The sequence below is a fragment of the Rhizobium grahamii genome, from assembly GCF_009498215.1.
Classification (GTDB): Bacteria; Pseudomonadota; Alphaproteobacteria; order Rhizobiales; family Rhizobiaceae; genus Rhizobium; species Rhizobium grahamii_A.
Genome location: NZ_CP043499.1, coordinates 405808 through 423106 on the forward strand (window position 1 = coordinate 405808; position 17299 = coordinate 423106).

General features: G+C 60.5%; 19 protein-coding genes. 13 read left to right on the plus strand and 6 right to left on the minus strand.

The genetic code is table 11. The features are described 5' to 3' along the window. Positions 1 to 7: 7 nt before the first annotated feature. The 8 genes from FZ934_RS20770 (at position 8) to FZ934_RS20805 (ending at position 7299) form a co-directional block, all read left to right on the plus strand. Positions 8 to 1078, plus strand: coding sequence for a Gfo/Idh/MocA family protein (locus FZ934_RS20770; protein WP_153272806.1), 1071 nt, complete (start codon positions 8 to 10; stop codon positions 1076 to 1078). 135 nt (positions 1079 to 1213) lie between these two features. Then, entirely contained in the window at positions 1214 to 1465 is a 252-nt protein-coding gene (locus FZ934_RS20775; RefSeq protein ID WP_153272807.1) for a DUF2934 domain-containing protein, read from the plus strand. Positions 1466 to 1676: 211 nt separating this feature from the next. Then, positions 1677 to 2204 carry a hypothetical protein gene (locus FZ934_RS20780; RefSeq protein ID WP_153272808.1) on the plus strand — a complete coding sequence of 176 codons (528 nt, stop codon included), beginning with the start codon at positions 1677 to 1679 and terminating at the stop codon, positions 2202 to 2204. Between the two features lie 38 nt (positions 2205 to 2242). Continuing rightward, on the plus strand, positions 2243 to 3832 hold the full coding sequence (locus FZ934_RS20785) for an ABC transporter substrate-binding protein (protein WP_153272809.1): 1590 nt from the start codon (positions 2243 to 2245) through the stop codon (positions 3830 to 3832). Between the two features lie 69 nt (positions 3833 to 3901). Next, complete coding sequence (locus FZ934_RS20790; RefSeq protein WP_246738039.1) at positions 3902 to 4915, plus strand: ABC transporter permease; 1014 nt, start codon at positions 3902 to 3904, stop codon at positions 4913 to 4915. Continuing rightward, positions 4912 to 5769, plus strand: a complete 858-nt coding sequence (locus tag FZ934_RS20795) for an ABC transporter permease (RefSeq protein WP_153272811.1) — start codon at positions 4912 to 4914, stop codon at positions 5767 to 5769. Before FZ934_RS20790 ends, FZ934_RS20795 begins: the two co-directional genes overlap by 4 nt. Beyond that, positions 5762 to 6583: an ATP-binding cassette domain-containing protein gene (locus FZ934_RS20800; RefSeq protein ID WP_153272812.1), complete on the plus strand. Its 822-nt coding sequence runs from the start codon at positions 5762 to 5764 to the stop codon at positions 6581 to 6583. The genes FZ934_RS20795 and FZ934_RS20800 overlap by 8 nt, the downstream gene beginning before the upstream one ends. After that, on the plus strand, positions 6583 to 7299 hold the full coding sequence (locus FZ934_RS20805; protein WP_153272813.1) for an ABC transporter ATP-binding protein: 717 nt from the start codon (positions 6583 to 6585) through the stop codon (positions 7297 to 7299). Before FZ934_RS20800 ends, FZ934_RS20805 begins: the two co-directional genes overlap by 1 nt. On the opposite strand, the gene FZ934_RS20810 is transcribed toward FZ934_RS20805, so the two are convergent. Beyond that, complete coding sequence (locus FZ934_RS20810) at positions 7296 to 8735, minus strand: FAD/NAD(P)-binding protein (protein WP_246737998.1); 1440 nt, start codon at positions 8733 to 8735, stop codon at positions 7296 to 7298. The two genes, FZ934_RS20805 and FZ934_RS20810, sit on opposite strands and share 4 nt — an antisense overlap. Positions 8736 to 9003: 268 nt before the next feature. On the opposite strand from FZ934_RS20810, the gene FZ934_RS20815 reads away from it, so the two are divergent. The 3 genes from FZ934_RS20815 (at position 9004) to FZ934_RS20825 (ending at position 11653) form a co-directional block, all read left to right on the plus strand. Continuing rightward, complete coding sequence (locus tag FZ934_RS20815; protein ID WP_153272815.1) at positions 9004 to 9840, plus strand: MetQ/NlpA family ABC transporter substrate-binding protein; 837 nt, start codon at positions 9004 to 9006, stop codon at positions 9838 to 9840. A 93-nt stretch (positions 9841 to 9933) separates the two neighbouring features. After that, a complete protein-coding gene (locus FZ934_RS20820) occupies positions 9934 to 11019 on the plus strand; it encodes a methionine ABC transporter ATP-binding protein (protein ID WP_153272816.1) in 1086 nt (361 codons plus the stop codon). Beyond that, on the plus strand, positions 11000 to 11653 hold the full coding sequence (locus FZ934_RS20825) for a methionine ABC transporter permease (RefSeq protein WP_153272817.1): 654 nt from the start codon (positions 11000 to 11002) through the stop codon (positions 11651 to 11653). Before FZ934_RS20820 ends, FZ934_RS20825 begins: the two co-directional genes overlap by 20 nt. On the opposite strand, the gene FZ934_RS20830 is transcribed toward FZ934_RS20825, so the two are convergent. The 5 genes from FZ934_RS20830 to FZ934_RS20850 form a co-directional block, all read right to left on the minus strand. Next, positions 11654 to 13009: an LLM class flavin-dependent oxidoreductase gene (locus tag FZ934_RS20830; protein ID WP_153272818.1), complete on the minus strand. Its 1356-nt coding sequence runs from the start codon at positions 13007 to 13009 to the stop codon at positions 11654 to 11656. Positions 13010 to 13073: 64 nt separating this feature from the next. Beyond that, positions 13074 to 13928: an ABC transporter permease subunit gene (locus FZ934_RS20835; RefSeq protein WP_153272819.1), complete on the minus strand. Its 855-nt coding sequence runs from the start codon at positions 13926 to 13928 to the stop codon at positions 13074 to 13076. After that, entirely contained in the window at positions 13925 to 14716 is a 792-nt protein-coding gene (locus FZ934_RS20840; RefSeq protein ID WP_153272820.1) for a taurine ABC transporter ATP-binding protein, read from the minus strand. Before FZ934_RS20840 ends, FZ934_RS20835 begins: the two co-directional genes overlap by 4 nt. 75 nt (positions 14717 to 14791) lie before the next feature. Next, complete coding sequence (gene tauA, locus FZ934_RS20845) at positions 14792 to 15805, minus strand: taurine ABC transporter substrate-binding protein (protein ID WP_153272821.1); 1014 nt, start codon at positions 15803 to 15805, stop codon at positions 14792 to 14794. A gap of 195 nt (positions 15806 to 16000) precedes the next feature. Beyond that, a complete protein-coding gene (locus FZ934_RS20850) occupies positions 16001 to 16585 on the minus strand; it encodes a HutD/Ves family protein (RefSeq protein ID WP_153272822.1) in 585 nt (194 codons plus the stop codon). A gap of 71 nt (positions 16586 to 16656) precedes the next feature. On the opposite strand from FZ934_RS20850, the gene FZ934_RS20855 reads away from it, so the two are divergent. Continuing rightward, entirely contained in the window at positions 16657 to 16914 is a 258-nt protein-coding gene (locus FZ934_RS20855) for a type II toxin-antitoxin system Phd/YefM family antitoxin (RefSeq protein ID WP_153272823.1), read from the plus strand. 120 nt (positions 16915 to 17034) lie between these two features. Beyond that, positions 17035 to 17295 (plus strand): type II toxin-antitoxin system VapC family toxin, encoded by a 261-nt coding sequence (locus tag FZ934_RS20860; protein WP_348649121.1) that lies wholly within the window; start codon positions 17035 to 17037, stop codon positions 17293 to 17295. The last annotated feature ends 4 nt before the right edge of the window (positions 17296 to 17299 follow it).

The window sequence follows — 17299 nt, forward strand, 5'->3', positions numbered from 1 at the left end:
GGCGATCATGTCGAAGAAATTTCGCGTCGGCGTGATCGGCGCAGGTATTGCCTCGCGCCACCTCACAGGATTCGCCTGGAACAAGGAACTGTTCGACGTTCAGGTGTTGTGTTCGCTGGACGAGGACCGCGGCAGAGCGCTCTGCACTGAATTTGCCATTCCTGAATACACCCAGGACGCTGAGGCGATGATCGCGCGTGCAGATCTCGACATTATCGACATCTGCACCCCGCCGAATTCGCATTTCGAACTAAGCCGCAGGGCGATCGAGGCGGGCAAGCACGTGATCTGCGAAAAGCCGTTGTTCGGCTCGATCGCCGAGATCGATGAAATGGCCCGTATCGTGGCGCGTGCCGAAGGGCCGCAGATCATGCCGATCTTTCAGTATCGCTATGGTTCCGGCTTGCAGAAGCTGAAGATGCTGATCGATCTTGGCCTCACAGGCGCACCTTTCCTAACCACGATCGAGACGCATTGGTGGCGCGGTCCGGACTATTACGCGGTCCCGTGGCGCGGGAAATGGGCAACCGAGCTCGGAGGCGGGCTGCTAGGTCACGCGATTCACGCGCACGACATGCTGAATTACGTGCATGGCCCCTGTGCCGAAATCTTCTCCTACGGGACAACCCTGGTGAACCCGATCGAGGTTGAAGATACCGCCGCCTTGTCCGTCAGGATGCGGAATGGCTCGTTGGCGTCACTGTCGATGACCCTCGGTTCACGCAAGGAAATCTCCCGCCTCAGGTTCTGTTTTGCAGACCTCGTGGCCGAAAGCATCCTGGAGCCCTACACGATGGGCCGCGATCCGTGGACTTTCGTCGCCGGCGACGACGCGCATCAACGCCGCGTTGACGACGCTCTCGCCGCTTACGAGCACAAGGAAGATGGCTATACCCGCCAGTTCGAGCTGTTTCACGCGTCGCTCGTGCGGGGCGAGAATCCGCCTGTCACTCTGGCAGATGCACGCAACTCGCTGGAACTCGTGACTGCCGCCTATTATTCGCAGCGCACCGGGCAGCCGACCGCGCTGCCGATTCTATCCGAACATCCGCTTTATCATTCGTGGCTGCCCGGCTAGGCAGCCCCGCGGCTGGAGAAAATCCGCTGTCAACAACATCAGATGAGAAACCCGTCCGCAAAGTAACGACTTCCTAAGCTCGATTTGCCAGCCTCTTCTGAGCTATTTCAGTTCTGCGTTTTGCCGGAGTTTTTCATGCTGCGTGATAAGGACGTTTGGATCAATGAGCGGGCCTATGCGATCTGGGAGGAGCAGGGGCGACCGGATGGACGAAGTGCCGAGCACTGGCAGCAGGCAGCGAACGAATACCGGTTGCTCGAGTTGACAAAGGCATCGACTGACGGAAGCGACTTGATCGAATGCCTCAAAGCCATGGGCCGGCTGATGCGAAGCGCAGACACCCCGGTCGAGCTGCCACAGCGGTTCCGTCGCGCCAAAGCGAGCTAAACCAAAGTTTCGTCTCTTTGACCACTCTGATAGGCCGTCAGGCACATTTGGCATGGCGCGAGTTTGTTGATATATCACCCGCGCAAAATCCGATCGCTATTCCCGCAGCAAGCGCAAAAAATTTCGAAAGAACACTAAAACACTAGACAAAGCCGGACTGCCTTTTCTAAGGGCTGCCGGATAGTTTGCGTTCAACCAACAGAGCAGTCCAATGAGCAACATTCCCCAGATCGATTACGACACCGCTTCCGAGGAAATTCGTTCCGCTCATGATGAGGAAGTGCGGGTGCGCGGGCGCATGACCAATATGAAGCGTACGCTCCTGCATTCGCCGGTCGCGCATCGGATCTATGCCGAATGGTTCACGCTGCGCAGCGAGCTTTCCGTCATTCCCGACCGGCCGATCTGGATTTTCTCGCACGCGATCTCGAAGGCATCGAAATCGAAGATCGCGATAACCTTTTTCCGCCGCGCCCTGATCAATGCGGGTTTCAACCCCGATGCGCTTGAGCTCTCAGACGAAGAGACGTTGCTCGCCGCTTTCGGCGAGGCGATCGTTGCCGACTCGAACGCCGTACCTGCCGAAATATGGGCGAAGCTGAAGCAGCGCTATGATGCGAAGACGCTGGTAGACCTCGTTGCCTTCGCCGGCATCATGATCGCGACGGCCATCTTCAACAACGTTGTCGACGTCGATTTCGACCCGGAACTGGAAGCCTTCGCAGAGACTTCACGCTGATTGCAGATACAACAAAACATCACTTAAGGGAGTTCAAAATGTCTACCTCGACCCGCTATTCGCGCCGCCTTCTCGGCAGCGTATTCGGCCTGGCGCTTGCGCTGGGAGCGGCTGCCGCTCACGCCGAGACGCCGAACAATGTGCTCGTGGTCGCGCAGTCGATCGACGATGCAGTCAGCTTCGACCCGGCGGAAGGCTTCGAACTGACGACCGTACAGTCGTTCAACAACATCTATCAGCGTCTCGTCCAATCCAATCGCGAGGATGGAACCAAGATCGAGCCGGCACTGGCCGCCTCCTGGGAATCCGGCAGTGACGGCAAGAGCCTGACTTTTGCGCTGGCAGACGCCAAGTTCGCGTCGGGCAACCCGGTTCGCCCTGAGGACGTCGTGTTCTCGCTGACGCGGGCGGTCAAGCTCAACAAGTCGCCGGCCTTCATCCTGAACGAACTCGGCTGGACGGCCGACAACGTCGATGCAGCCGTCACGAAAGTAGATGACAAGCACGTCAAGCTGACATGGAGCGCCGATGTCGGCTCGGGCTTCGCCCTGTCGCTTTTGACCGCCCCGATCGCCTCGATCGTTGATGAGCAGACCGTCGCAGCCCAGGCCAAGGACAATGATTTCGGCAACGGCTGGCTGAAGACAAATTCCGCCGGCAGCGGCGCATTTGCTATTTCGGCCTACACGCCGCATGAGGCGCTGGTCCTTGAGGCGAATGCCAACTCCAGCGACAAGCCGAAGCTCGAGAGCGTCATCATCCGGAACGTTCCTGACGTCAGCTCGCGCCGCCTGCTCGTCGAGCAGGGCGATGCGGACATCGCGCGCGGCCTTGCCGCCGATCAGATCGATGCACTGAAGGACAAGAGCGGCATCAAGGTTCTGTCGGTTCCCTCCGCGCGTACCGACTATATCCTTCTGAACACCAAGGCCAACGAGACGCTCGGCAAGCCGGCATTCTGGGAAGCGGCACGTTATCTGGTCGACTACAATGGCATTGCCAAGGACCTGCTTCGCGGCCAGAGCAATGTTCACCAGGCTTTCCTGCCGGTCGGCTTCCCCGGCGCCCTGACCGACACACCTTTCAAGCTTGACGTCGAAAAGGCAAAGAAGGTTCTGGCGGATGCCGGTATCAAGACGCCGTTCAAGGTAGAGTTCATCGTCTTCAACGATCAACCGTTCCTGTCGATCGCTCAGTCGCTCCAGTCAACCTTCGCGAAGGCCGGCATCGAACTCGATATCCAGCCGGGCGTGGCGAGCGATATCTACGCTCGTGGCCGCTCGGGCAAGTTCGAGATGACCTTGCGTTACTGGATCCCGGACTATTTCGACCCTCACTCCAACGCCAGCGCGTTTGCCATCAATCGTGACAACTCCACCAACACGGCTGCGAAGTATGCCGGCTGGGTCATTCCTGAGTTGACGGACGAGACGCTCGCTGCCGTCAAGGAACAGGATGCGGCAAAGCGTGTCGCGCTTTACCAGGACCTGCAGAAGAAGATCCAGACGAGCTCCCCGTTCGTCTTTATGCTTCAAGGTAATGATCAGGTCGTGCTAAGCGACAAGGTGAAGAACTACGCACAGGGCCTGAACGCGGATCAGGTCTACTACGACAAGGTGGAAAAATAAGTGCCGCAAGCGGCAAACTCGTCAACTCGCCTTCAAGACAACTCCCGCCAGCAGAAACGCTGGCGGGAGTTGTCTTTCGCATGGCCGCTTCTCAAGTGGCTTTGGTCATTCGCGCTGACACTGTTCGGCTTGGCGCTTGTGACCTTCGCGATGACAAGGCTTTCACCGATCGATCCCGCGCTGCAACTCGTGGGAGATCATGCGAGCCAGTCGACCTATGACGCGGCCCGCGTCCAGCTGGGTCTCGATCAGCCGCTTCCGATACAGTTTCTCCGCTATATCGAGACGGCGCTTTCCGGGAACCTCGGCCAATCCGTTTCGACCGGCCAGCCGGTCGCACGCGACATTGCACGCACGTTTCCGGCAACCATCGAACTGGCGACCGCCGCAGTCATCATCGGTGCGATACTGGGTCTCGCTCTTGGCATTGCTGCCGCGCTGCACCAGAAGACCTGGGTCGACACCGTCGCGCGCATTGTCTCTCTCTTCGGATATTCGGTGCCGATTTTCTGGCTCGGTCTCCTGATGCTTCTGCTCTTCTATGCGCGCCTGCACTGGGCGCCCGGTCCGGGCAGAGCGGATGTGGTGTTCCAGTATACCGTCAAACCCATCACCGGTTTCGCATTGATCGACACATGGATGTCGGGCAAGGCGGGCGCGTTCAAGGACGCCATCGCGCATTTGGCGTTGCCGGCCACGGTGCTTGCCTTTCACGCGCTTGCCTCGATCTCGAGATTGACGCGCGCGGCTATCCTGACCGAGCTCGGCCAGGAATATGTGACGACAGCGCGCGCTAAGGGCGCAAACGCACGCCGCATCGTCTTCGTCCATATCCTGCCGAATGTGTCTGGAACGCTTCTGACAGTCATTGCGCTTGCCTACGCCAGCCTTCTGGAGGGCGCGGTGTTGACGGAGACGGTCTTCGCGTGGCCCGGGATCGGTCGCTATCTGACGACGGCCATGTTCGCTGGCGATATGCCGGCTATTCTGGGCGCAACCCTCGTGGTCGGGGCATCGTTCGTTCTGCTCAATGCCTTGACTGACCTCCTGGTCACGAACCTTGAGGCGGGGAGGAGACGATGAGCGCGGTTTCGCAGCCGGTCCAGACCGGCCCAACCTTCCTCAGGCAGCTTCTGCGCTCGCCTTCGGCGACAGCCGGCTTGGCAGTTGTCACCATTATTCTGCTGGCGGCGCTTTTCGCCCCGCTGATTGCTCCCTATGATCCGACGTTGCAGGAGACGTCCAGTCGCCTGATGCCGGCAAGTGCGGCGCATTGGCTCGGAACCGATGCGTTTGGCCGAGACATCCTGTCCCGGTTGATTTACGGGGCGAGGCCAACCTTGCTGCTGGTGCTTGTCGTCGTCCTCGTCATGGCGCCGCTCGGCATTACTGTCGGTATCCTTGCAGGGTTTTGGGGCGGCTTCGCGGAACGGGCGCTGATGCGCCTGACCGATATCGTCATGTCGTTTCCACGCCTGCTGCTCGCCTTTGCCTTCGTCGCCATCATGGGGCCGGGATTGATCAACGGCGCATTGGCGCTCGCCTTGACCAGCTGGCCGGCCTATGCCCGGCAGGCGCGTGTCGAAACCGCCGCTCTGCGCCGCAGCGACTATCTCGCCGCCGCCGAGATGGTCGGGATTACTAAGCTCAGGCTATTGTGGGGACACATCCTGCCGCTCATCCTGCCATCCGCAATCATTCGCCTGGCGCTCGACCTCTCGGGTATCATCCTTGCCGCCGCGGGTCTAGGCTTCCTCGGGCTTGGCGTCCGCCCGCCGACGGCGGAATGGGGCTCCATGGTTGCCGATGGAACGCAGGTGATTTTCGACCAGTGGTGGGTCGCCGCGACACCTGGTGTTGCGATCCTCGTGACCTCGCTGGGCTTCAATCTCCTGGCCGATGGCCTGCGGGATATACTGGATCCGCGTCATGGCTGAGCCTCTGCTGACAATCAACGATCTCCGAATCTCCTTTCCCTCCCCGAACGGGCGGATTGGCGTCGTCAATGGCGTTTCACTTGAGGTCGGCCGCGAGGTGGTCGCGCTCGTCGGAGAATCCGGATCGGGAAAATCCATGACCGGCCGCGCCGCCATGGGGTTGCTGCCATCAACGGCAAGCATCGAGGCGAAGCAGTTCACTTTCGAAGGCCGGGATCTGACCAGACTTTCGGGAACGCAGTGGAATGCGCTGAGAGGGCAGGGGATCAGCCTGATCCTGCAAGATCCGAAATATTCGCTCAATCCTGCCCACAGGGTTGGACGCCAGGTCGAAGAGACGCTTCTTCTGCATACCAGGCTGTCGGCGAAGGAACGTCGGCAGCGTGCGCTCGAAATGCTGTCGAAGGTCGGGCTTGCCGATCCCGAGCGCGTCTATCAAAGCTATCCGGCAGCTCTCTCCGGCGGGATGGGGCAGCGCGTGATGATCGCGGCGATGCTTATCAACAATCCACGCCTGCTGATCGCGGACGAGCCGACCTCGGCGCTGGATCGTGGCCTGCAGGATCAGATCCTCGCGCTGCTTCGTTCGCTGACGGCTGATCTTGGCATGGGTTTGCTGCTCATCAGCCACGATCTGCAGCAGGTTCATCGCTATGCTGATCGGGTGCTTGTCATGCGTCAGGGTGCTCTGGTCGAGGAATTGGCGTCGGCTGATCTCGCCAATGCAAGCTCCCCCTACACCCGCGCGCTCTGGGCAGCCCGCCCTTCTGCCGCGACCTACGGCACGCGTTTGCCGGTTTTTGAAGGTGAATGATGAGGGCAGTGCGCGTCGAGAACCTCTCGGTAACGTTTCATGGTTCGAGCAAGGGCTTCACCGCGGTCCATGACGTAAGCTTCGAAGTCGAGGCAGGCCGCACCTTCGGTCTGATCGGCCCATCAGGCTGCGGCAAGACGACTGTCCTACGTGCGATCGCTGGCCTCAATACCGGCTGGAACGGCGCGATCGACGTTTTCGGGCAGCCTCTCCAGCCCGGGCGGAAGATCACGGGTCCCTTGCGCAACGACATTCAGATGGTGTTCCAGGATCCATACGCATCGCTGCACCCGCGTCATCATATCCGGCGGATATTGGGAGAGCCTCTGGCGATCCGGGGTGTCGCCGACGTCGATGGACATATTCAGACAGCACTTTCTCAGGTCGGCCTGGCAGTGGCGGTGGCCGATCGTTATCCCCACCAGCTTTCCGGCGGCCAGCGCCAGCGCGTCGCGATTGCCCGCGCTCTGCTCCTGAAGCCGAAGCTGCTGTTGCTCGACGAGCCGACATCGGCTCTCGACGTTTCGGTGCAAGCCGAAATTCTCAATCTGCTCAACGATCTCAAGCGGTCTCACGGCATGACGTTCGTGCTGGTCAGCCATGATCCGGGCGTTGTCGCGCATATGTGCGACGATGCGGTCACGATGCTTGCCGGGCGCATCGAGCGCAAGCTTGATCGCGCTGCCTTGGCCGAAGGCGGATGGGAAGTCGCCTAGCGAGTGGTAGCTTTCGTCTTCCCCGCAAGCTCACGGGCGACAAAGACGGCATGCTCGGTGATCTGCGGCAGCCCCATCAGTTCTCCAAACGTCCCGCGGGCGAGCGGCCCGGATATCAACAGAGACGGATCCGCCCGGCCATCCGCGTCAATGGCCTCGGATCGCTCGGAACAGCTAATGCCCAGACCGGTTGGATCGAGCTGCAGGTGTGATTTGTCGCGCAGATCCGCAAGCCATGCCTGGCTTTCGAGAATGCCGCCATGGGACGGTCCGGTCGTGACGACGACGGCGTCGAAGCTGCGCTCAATCGACGGACCGTGGCGCAGCTTCAGGTCAACCTCAATGACATCGCCGTTGCGATCGACTTTGCCGAGAGAGGCGGCAAGGACCTCCATCCGGCCGGATGCAATCGCCTGATCGATCGCCGCTTCCACCTGCGGCGCGATCCGGAATCTATGCACGTCCCAGAATGGTCTTACGTGGCGGACGATCCGGCACCGCTCGGCAATCGGCAGATTCCGCCATATCTCATGGCCATGCCCTCGCACCTGATCGATGACGGCGTGCCATGTCACGCCTGCGGCTTTGGCTTCCGCAATCGCCTGCCTGACATGACGCAAGAGAACAGTCGCACTGTGCGCCGGGGCGGCTTCGAAGTCTCCGAACGGCTCCTGCGGAGCGGGCGCGTGCCCCCTCGACCGAAGGCCGCGCCGGGAAATCGACGTGATTGGGCCGTGATGCCCCTTCCGGCTGAGTGAGGCGACCACGTCGGCCGCCGTCAATCCGTTGCCGACGATCAGCACGCGGTCGTCTGGGCGAACCACGTCCAGTGCCGTGGGACTCGTGGAGTCAGCGACAAAACGCGGGTGCCCGGCCAGACCGGAGAGCGCGCGCGGCGCGGAGGGTGCCGGATGACTGGTGGCAATCACCAGATAATCCGCGGATGTCTGTCCGCCCTGAGTGTCGATGATCTGCCAAGCCCCGCCCTCGCGGCGTATGGCGCCCACGACCACACGCTGATGCTTGATGATGCCGGCTTGAACAAGAGGCGAAAGCGCCGAGGCGACATAGGCGCCGAAAACGCTGCGTCTCGGAAAAAGCGCGCCGTCGGTTCGCAAGGCGTCACTGTCGTCCGCGACGGCGTTTTGGCGCGCGATCCACTCGACGAAATCCTCGGGATGGTCGGGCAGCAGGCTCATGCGGGCCGCGGGCACGTTGATGCGGTGCGTGGGATCCGGGGTATCATAGGCGAGGCCCTTGCCCAGTTCCGCGCGGGGCTCGAACACAATGATTACTGGAGCATCATCCACCGCCAGCTGTGCAAGATGATAGGCCACGCCTGCGCCGGAAACCCCGCCGCCGATGATCGCAACCACCGGGCGGCGATTCTCGTTCTTGCTGCCGTGTTCGGGGAGTATCACGCTGTCTTGCTTCACTGTAGCGGTCCGGGTCTGCATATCAGTTGGGGCGAATATTTGTTCTCCGCGCCAGGATGGTTTAACTTAGAGTGCGGTAGAGAAGCCGGCAACGACAATATTCTACAAAATCAGTAGAATTTTTATCCCGCTATTTCACTCAAGCGCCGAAGAGTTTTTCAGTGCTGCAGCGCAATAGAGATCGCCGTGCTTGGTTTATCTCAAGCGGTTTTGAAATTATCTGGCCGTTCGAGGCTTGCCTCATCCATTGAAGACGGGAAACACCACAATGAATAAGAAGACGTCCGCCACATCGAATCTGACGCGCCGTGCGAGCCTTGCAGCAATCGCCGCCTCGACATTCGCCCTCGTCGCCTTCGCAGCACCGGTTGCATCGTTCGCCGAAGACAAGTCGATCAAGGTCGGCATTATGAGCGGCGAGGACGAAGATGTCTGGCGCGTCGTTACCGCGGAAGCCGCCAAGAAGGGTCTCACGATCGAGACGGTTGTCTTCAACGACTACACCCAGCCGAACGAAGCGCTGGAGCGCGGCGAAGTCGACGCTAACGCCTTCCAGCACAAGCCCTATCTCGACAACCAGGTAAGCCAGCACGGTTATCATATCGTGCCTGTTGGATACACGGCTGTCTGGCCGATCGGCCTGTATTCCAAGAAGCACAAGGCGATTTCCGAGATCGCTGACGGCGCAACGATTGGCGTGCCGAATGATCCGTCGAACGAAGGCCGTGCCTTGCGCGTGCTGCAGAACGAAGGCCTTATCAAGCTCAAGGACGGTACGGGCATCCTCGCAACCGTCACCGACATCACCGAAAACCCGAAGAATGTCGAGATCAAGGAACTTGATGCCGGCGTCGTCGGTCGCGCCATCGATGATCTGGACGCTGCGGTGGTCAACACGGACTGGGCCTTGAAGGCTGGATTGTCTGCGTCCGACCGCATCGCCCAGGAGCCTGTTGCCGACAATCCTTATCGCAACTTCATCGCCGTCAAGCAGGGCAGCGAGAACGAAGCATGGGTAAAGACCCTCGTTTCGTCTTACCAGAACGATACCGTTAAGGCAGAGTTCGACAAGGTGTATAAGGGAACTGGCGTCAGCGCCTACTGATATAGATTCGCGCCGAGGGGTTGGGCGCGTTGAACAAGGCGGTCCGGGCGTTCCTTGCCCGGGCCGCCTTGGGCGTTTCCGAAGGGAAAGAACATGAACTCAATAGTATCGGCCTCCGGAGCCGCGACAAAGACGGAGGCGGCATCGGCAGAAGTGGTCCGCCTCGTTGATGTCCAGCGCCATTTTGGCGCGACCGCTGCGCTCGATGGCATATCGCTTGCTGTTCACAAGGGTGAAATCCTTGGCATTATCGGGCGAAGCGGTGCCGGAAAATCTACCCTGATCCGCTGCCTCAACGGTCTGGAGCGTCCCGACAGCGGTGAGATCGAGATCGAGGGCCGCAGCATTGTCGGTCTCGATGAAAAGGACCTGCAGCCACTGCGCCGGCGCGTCGGCATGATCTTCCAGCATTTCAATCTGCTGTCGTCGAAGACGGTGGAAGAGAACGTGGCGCTGCCGCTGAAGATCGCCGGTGTCGCGCGGGCCGAACGCCTGAAACGGGCGCACGAACTGCTGGATCTCGTCGGGCTTGCCGGCAAGGCCAAGGACTACCCATCGTCATTGTCCGGTGGCCAGAAGCAGCGTGTCGGTATCGCGCGCGCACTCGCAGCCCGGCCGGCGCTGCTTCTCTCAGACGAGGCGACATCGGCGCTCGATCCGGAGACGACGCGCTCGATCCTTACCTTGCTCAAGGATATCAACCGGAAGCTTGGCCTGACGATCATCCTCATCACGCACGAGATGGAGGTGGTACGCAGCATTGCCGATCGCGTCGCCGTCATCGACGCCGGTCGCATCGTCGAAGAAGGGCAGGTCTGGTCAGTTTTCGCAGACCCCAAGGCGCCCATTACCCAGAGCCTGCTTTCCGGCAGCCGCCCGCAGTTGCCTGAGCACATTGCCGCGCGCCTGTCGCCGACATCGGGCGACGAAGCGATCCTCAGCATCGACATGGCAGGGCCGGCGGCACAAGGGGCTGTCTTTGCCGATCTCTCCTCCGCGCTGCCGGGATCCTTCCGGCTCGTCCACGGCGGGATCGATCATATTCAGAACCAGCCGGTGGCACGGTTCTTCATTGCCGTGCCAACGCGCGATCCAGCCTTGAAGGACAAGGTTCTGCAGTTCTTGAAGGCCCGCTCCGCGCGGGTGGAGGTTCTCGGCTATGACACCGATCATGTTTAATCTTCTGCTTCGTTCCCTCTGGGAAACGATCCTGATGACGGGTGCATCCGGCCTGATCTCGCTGGTCTTCGGCTTGCCGCTCGGCCTTGCGCTGGTTCTCACGAACAAGGGCGGGATTGCCGAAAACGCATGGATAAACGGTGTCCTTGGCGCCATCATCAATGGCTTTCGTTCGGTGCCGTTCATCATCCTGCTGGTCGCGCTGATCCCCCTCACGCGCCTGATTGTCGGGACAGCACTCGGCACCTGGGCTGCCATCGTACCGCTCGCCATCGCGGCGACACCCTACTACGCCCGTATCGCAGAAGTATCGCTGCGCGAGGTCGATCGTGGTTTGATCGATGCTGTCCGCGCCATGGGTGGCAATCGCTGGACGATCGTTCGCGAGGTCCTGGTTCCAGAAGCGCTGCCAGGCATCGTCGCGGGGTTCACCGTGACACTGGTGACCCTGATCGGCGCCTCGGCTATGGCGGGCGCGATCGGCGCCGGTGGTCTCGGCGATCTTGCGATCCGCTATGGTTACCAACGCTTCGAGACGACAATCATGGTCGCGGTGGTTGCCGTCCTGATCGTGCTTGTTTGCGGCATTCAATGGCTGGGCGATCGACTGGTCACCAGGCTCGACCACAAGTAGTCAGCGGCGAAACGCGGCGGCAGGGTGACAAGACGGCAGCCTGCCGCTGCCGCCGAACAGCTTCTGCCTTAGCGGTCCCTCGGTATAATCCGCCTTGAACAGCCCCCGTTCCTGCAGGACCGGTACGACGAGATCGACAAAGTCGCGCAGGCTCTCGGGCGCAACGGTGCGCGCGAGATTGAAACCATCCAGGCAGCCGTCGGAAACCCACGTCGCCAGCCGATCCGCCACCTGCTCGGCCGATCCGACGATCGGTTTCATCCGGCTGCCTAAGACCATCTGGTCGATGATCTCGCGCAACGTCACCGGTTTCGGCGCTTCCTTCGTAATCGCTGCGAGTGCCGACTGGTTGGCGTTGGTGGATTTCTGCTCGATCGGGTCGTCCAGGCCGTACTTCGAGAAATCGACGCCCGTCGACGCGGAGTAATGCGCGAGCGAGGCTTCCACGCTTGCGTGCCTGCGATAGTCCTCGAGCTTGTCCTGCGCCTCCTTCTCGGTACGACCGACGACGACAGTAACGAGGCCGAGAACATTGAGGGCATCGGCTCCGCGCCCGAAGACTTCCGCTTTGCGCTTCAGGGCTTCAACGGTCGGCTTTGCCGCTTGCGGGGTTGGCGTGGCAACGAAGACGCATTCTGCATGGCGAGCCGCGAAATCCTGCCCGCGTGCCGAGGCGCCCGCCTGGAAGAGCAGCGGCGTGCGCTGCGGCGATGGCTGCGAAAGATGAATGCCTTCCATCTTGTAGTATCGGCCATCGTGTTTCACGGCCCGGACTTTCGAAGGGTCGGCGAAGGTTGCCTGTATCCGATCGGCGCGCACGGCATCGTCGTCCCAGCTGCCCTCCCAAAGCTTGTAGAGGATTTCGAGATACTCCTCCGCCGCGTCGTAGCGCGCGTCATGCTCAGGCAACTTGTCAAAGCCCATGGCGCGCGCGGCACTATCGAGATAGCCGGTGACGATATTCCAGCCGATCCGTCCCTTGGTCAGGTGGTCAAGCGTCGACATACGCCGGGCCAACAGGTACGGCGGCTCGTAGGTGGTGTTGACCGTGACTCCGAAGCCGAGATGCCTGGTGGCGTAGGCCATGGCCGAGATGGGCATCAGCGGATCGTTGACCGGAATCTGCGCGCCAGCCCTTATCACGGCTGCCGGGCTACCCTCGAAGACGTCGTAGACGCCGACGATGTCAGCCAGGAAAATGCCGTCGAGCTTGCCTCGCTCGGCCGTGCGGGCAAAATCCACCCAGTAGTCGAGGTCGGTGTACTGAAGGGACGTATCGCGCGGATGCGTCCACATGCCGTGATTGATATGGCCAACGCAGTTCATGTCGAATGCGTAGATCTGCATCTGCTTCATGTTTCGCTTCCCCATGCCGGCGGGCCCGCCGGTGGCGAGCTATGAGAAGACTCTTGTCCTCTCGCTAGCTCTTACCTTTCCACGGAACGAGGGTGGCTTCCAAGAGCCGGATGGCAGCGCTGAAGGCAAATGCACAGGCGGCGATGATGCCGATGCCGACGAAAACGACGTCGGTTGCCAGAAACTGGGACGCCGACATGATCATGTACCCGATGCCGCGATTGGAAGCGATCAGTTCGGCCGCGACAAGCGTACCCCAGCCGACTCCGAGCGCGATGCGGATACCGGTGAGGATTTCCGGCAGCGCCGACGGCAAGACGATGCTGATCAGAAGCTGCCATGGCCGCGCACCAAGCGACCGCGCTGCGTTGACGCGTTCGATCGGCAGGGAGCGCACACCGGCTTGGGCCGAAAGGCAGATCGGGGCGAACATCGCGAGCACGAGAAGCGTGACCTTCGACGTCTCGCCAATGCCGAGCCAGATTATCATCAGAGGCAGGTAGGCGAGTGGCGGCAACGGCCAGTAGAATTCGATTGGCGTATCGAAGACGCCCTTCGCCCAGCGACTGAGCCCCATCAGCAGACCCATCGGGATACCCGCGGCGATCGCGATCGCGGCTGCCGTTGCGATTCTGAACAGGCTCGCGGAGACATGTTCTCCGAGCGAAGCTCCGGCATAACCGTCACGATAGACCGCCGCGATCTGTGTGAGCACTTCCTGCGGCGTCGGCAGGAACAGGCGTGGCACCAGACCCAGCTTTGCAATGAGCCACCAGGCAACGATCAGAAAGACAGCCGTTGCCATGCTGATAAGGACCGTGTTGCCTTCTCCCGCGCCGAAACCCTTCATGTGGACGAATTTGGGCTGGTCGGCTTCCGTGCGGATGACCACGCCGCGTGTTTCGATAGCGTCGCTCATTCCGCGGCACTCCTGATGTGGTCGGCGCCATGGAGAATGGTCCGGATTTCTTCTCGCAAGCTCGCAAACTCCGGGGCGGTCTTAACCGCTCGAGCATCGCCAGTCCGAGCAAACTCCCGAACGAAATCGAGATCGAAACGCGCGACGATGCGGCCAGGGCGCGGCGACATCACGATAACCTGCGTCCCGAGGAAGAGTGCTTCCTCGATCGAGTGGGTGATGAAGAATATGCGTTTTCCGGTTGCCTTCCAGATCGAGACCAGCAGTTCCTGCATCTGCTCTCGTGTCAGGCTGTCGAGCGCTCCAAACGGTTCGTCCATCAGCAGGATTTCGGGATCTGCTGCCAGTGCGCGCGCAATGCCGACGCGCTGCCGCATGCCGCCGGAGAGTTCATAAGGAAATGAGTTCGCGAAATCCTGAAGTCCGACCAGGGATAGGAGTTCTTCAGCGCGTGCGCGTCGCGCCGCTTTTGGAGCGCCTGCAAACTGCAGTCCAAGCGCGACGTTGTCGACGACCGATTTCCAGGGCAGCAGCGTGTCTTTCTGGAAGACAACGCCGCGGTCCGCACCGGGACGCGTGACTGGTCGCCCGTCGAGGGTAATCGTGCCTGAGGAGAGCGGGAGAAAGCCGGCGATCGCGTTCAACAATGTGGATTTTCCGCAACCGGAGGCGCCGAGCGCCACGACGAAACTGCTGTCCGCAATATCGAGCGAGACACGGTCCAGCGCATGGACCGTGCGGCCTTCCCGCGTTCGGAAATAGACGCTTGCGTGATCAACTTTGAGCATATGTCGTCTCTTCATGATGTGACGCTGGCGCGGATATCGCGCCAGCGTGCCGGGATGGGAGGATTATTGGCTGTTTCAGTTGCTGGCGTTGACAAGCGCATCCGGCGTCACGAAGGCCGCGTAGCTCGGCAGGACTTCCGTCACCTTGCCCTGGTCCTTCAGGAACGCGGCGGTATCCTTGAGGATCTTGGCGGCACCCGACTTTTCGCCGCCGCCGAGCCATGCTTCGGAGGCCTGCACCTCGGGCGTCAGGAGGGTCAGGTTCTTGAGTGCAGCGGCCTGCTGTTCAGCCGTTCCGCCGAGCGCCTTGGCGAGCAGCTTGGCATTCTCGCTGTCTGCATCCCAAGCCTTCTTGTCCGCCGCGAAGGAGGCGTAGTACTTGTTGATGACGCCTGCGAAGCCCTTCAGGAAGGCCGGGTTTTCATCGGCGAATTTCGAGGCGGCGACCCAGGCAGAAAAGGTCGGAGCACCCTTGTCCGCGACGTCCTTGGAGGTCACGAGGACTTTGCCGTTCTTTTTCAGTTCGGTCAGCGCGGGATCCCATACAAAGCCACCATCAATGTCACCCCGGTTGTAGCTGGCGACGATTTCCGGCTGCGGAATTGCAAAGACCTGCACATCCTTTTCCGTCAGTCCCAGCGACTTGATCAGTGCCAGCAGCTGATAATGGTCCGTGGAGACCGGTGCTGCGGCAAGCTTCTTGCCCTTCAGATCGGAGAGAGACGAAATGCCCGATCCGTTGCGAACGACAAGCGCTTCGTCGATTCCCGAGATCGAGGAGAGATAGAAGGCCTTGACCTCAAGGCCGCGGGAGGTGGCAGCCGCAAACGGGCTTGAGCCGACATAACCGACCTGAACGTCACCCGAGGCGATGGCGGCGAAGATTTCGGCGCCGGAATTGAACTTGCGGAAGTCGATCTCGTAGCCGGTCGCCTTGGCAAATTCGCCGTTGGCGATTGCGACGGAAGACGGCAGAGCGTCGGTCTGATAGGCAACCACAACCTTCTTGTCGGCGGCTTGGACCACAAACGGTGCCAGCAGGCTGGCGGAGCCGAGAGTAATCGCCGCCAATAGTGTTCTGATATTCATGTTTCGCCCCCTTGCGGCTGAGCATAGGCTTCAGCGCTTGAACTTGTTTCGACATGGAAACACTAGGGCGGCGGGCAGCCCGCACACAGATAAAACTATCTATTTTATATACTATAGCGACAATATTGTTTTCTGCTTTATTTCCAGGTCGGCGGTTGCGACCTAGACCACCAATATGCCGTGGATAGTCAGCGATCACGCCGCGTCTATGGTGATGAGGTAGCAGAGCGCCTGACCTGTGAGCGACACGACGGTATCGATAGCGCCCTCCACGAGAAACGCGTCGCCGGTATCGAGAACAACGGGTTCACTCGCCCATTCCAGCGACAACGTGCCGTGCTGACACAACAGAAGCCAGGTCCCGCTGGTAACATGAGCGCTGGACTGGCCATCGATTTGGGTGCGCTCTACCTGATGGTGCAGGCGCCCACGACGCGTCATTACGTTCAGGTCCGTGATCGGGCCGCCGGGAAGGGTGGCGGACACAGCAACGTCGGCGGGGAAGGAGAGGGGCTCGCTCGCTGTCGTCAATACGCGCGGCTCTGCACCATCGATCACGAGTGCCATGCCGTCCCCCTCGAGGATCGACAGTGTCCGATCAATCCCGGCGAAGATCGAAAACGGCCCATCGGCCGCAACCGTCGCCATGCTGACGCGCCAGTCCAAATCGGAGAGCGCTGCATCCGGAGGTGACACGGCAATCTCGACGGTCTCGCCGCCGCCATTCTTCCACGGCATGCGGCGGTAGGAACTGGCTTTCAGGACGCGGGCGTGAGGCATTGTATCTCCGACATTGTAAAAGAAGGCCAAGTGAACCAAGCTTAGCGAACTAAGTCCACGCCGAGGCCGCCATGCAGACCGTGAACATACATGAAGCGAAGACGCATCTGTCGCGGCTGATTGAAAAGGCCGCGAAAGGTGAGGCCTTTATCATAGCCAAAGCCGGCAAGCCGATGGTCAAAGTCGTGCCGATCGACGAGGCGGATATGCCGAAGAAGTGCCGGATCGGCTTCATGAAGGGCGAGATCTCCGTTCTGGATGACTTCGACACCATGATGGCCGACGAGATCGCAGATATGTTCTATGGCGGCGACCTGCTTCCGGAATGAGATTTCTCTTCGATACTCACATCCTGACCTGGGCCGCCGGCGATATCGGGTCGGCTCCCCACGTCCATCAAAAGCCTGATTGAAGACGAACAGAACGAATTCCTCTTCAGTCCTGCCAGCATATGGGAAACGGCGATAAAACACGCGCAGGCACGCTCGGACTTTCGCGCCGATCCCTATGTTCTCAGATATCGCCTGCTCGCGAACGGCTATACCGAGCTGCCGATCAACAGTGAGCATGCCATTGCGATCGTCGGCCTTCCGCAGATCCACAAGGACCCTTTCGACAGGATCCTCATTGCGCAGGCGATCATCGAAGGCGTGCCGCTGGTGACCGTCGATCAGGCCGTCTTGCAGTATCCGGGCCTCATGACGTTCTGAGGCC

What these genes read in the sequence shown, in the direction of transcription:
- FZ934_RS20805 (WP_153272813.1), top strand. Translation starts at nt 6,583, where the DNA reads ATGAGGGCAGTGCGCGTCGAGAACCTCTCGGTAACGTTTCATGGTTCG.
- FZ934_RS20835 (WP_153272819.1), bottom strand. Translation starts at nt 13,928, where the DNA reads ATGAGCGACGCTATCGAAACACGCGGCGTGGTCATCCGCACGGAAGCC.
- FZ934_RS20820 (WP_153272816.1), top strand. Translation starts at nt 9,934, where the DNA reads ATGAACTCAATAGTATCGGCCTCCGGAGCCGCGACAAAGACGGAGGCG.
- FZ934_RS20850 (WP_153272822.1), bottom strand. Translation starts at nt 16,585, where the DNA reads ATGCCTCACGCCCGCGTCCTGAAAGCCAGTTCCTACCGCCGCATGCCG.
- FZ934_RS20815 (WP_153272815.1), top strand. Translation starts at nt 9,004, where the DNA reads ATGAATAAGAAGACGTCCGCCACATCGAATCTGACGCGCCGTGCGAGC.
- FZ934_RS20800 (WP_153272812.1), top strand. Translation starts at nt 5,762, where the DNA reads ATGGCTGAGCCTCTGCTGACAATCAACGATCTCCGAATCTCCTTTCCC.
- FZ934_RS20840 (WP_153272820.1), bottom strand. Translation starts at nt 14,716, where the DNA reads ATGCTCAAAGTTGATCACGCAAGCGTCTATTTCCGAACGCGGGAAGGC.
- FZ934_RS20795 (WP_153272811.1), top strand. Translation starts at nt 4,912, where the DNA reads ATGAGCGCGGTTTCGCAGCCGGTCCAGACCGGCCCAACCTTCCTCAGG.
- FZ934_RS20855 (WP_153272823.1), top strand. Translation starts at nt 16,657, where the DNA reads ATGCAGACCGTGAACATACATGAAGCGAAGACGCATCTGTCGCGGCTG.
- FZ934_RS20775 (WP_153272807.1), top strand. Translation starts at nt 1,214, where the DNA reads ATGCTGCGTGATAAGGACGTTTGGATCAATGAGCGGGCCTATGCGATC.
- FZ934_RS20785 (WP_153272809.1), top strand. Translation starts at nt 2,243, where the DNA reads ATGTCTACCTCGACCCGCTATTCGCGCCGCCTTCTCGGCAGCGTATTC.
- FZ934_RS20830 (WP_153272818.1), bottom strand. Translation starts at nt 13,009, where the DNA reads ATGAAGCAGATGCAGATCTACGCATTCGACATGAACTGCGTTGGCCAT.
- FZ934_RS20780 (WP_153272808.1), top strand. Translation starts at nt 1,677, where the DNA reads ATGAGCAACATTCCCCAGATCGATTACGACACCGCTTCCGAGGAAATT.
- FZ934_RS20825 (WP_153272817.1), top strand. Translation starts at nt 11,000, where the DNA reads ATGACACCGATCATGTTTAATCTTCTGCTTCGTTCCCTCTGGGAAACG.
- tauA (WP_153272821.1), bottom strand. Translation starts at nt 15,805, where the DNA reads ATGAATATCAGAACACTATTGGCGGCGATTACTCTCGGCTCCGCCAGC.
- FZ934_RS20770 (WP_153272806.1), top strand. Translation starts at nt 8, where the DNA reads ATGTCGAAGAAATTTCGCGTCGGCGTGATCGGCGCAGGTATTGCCTCG.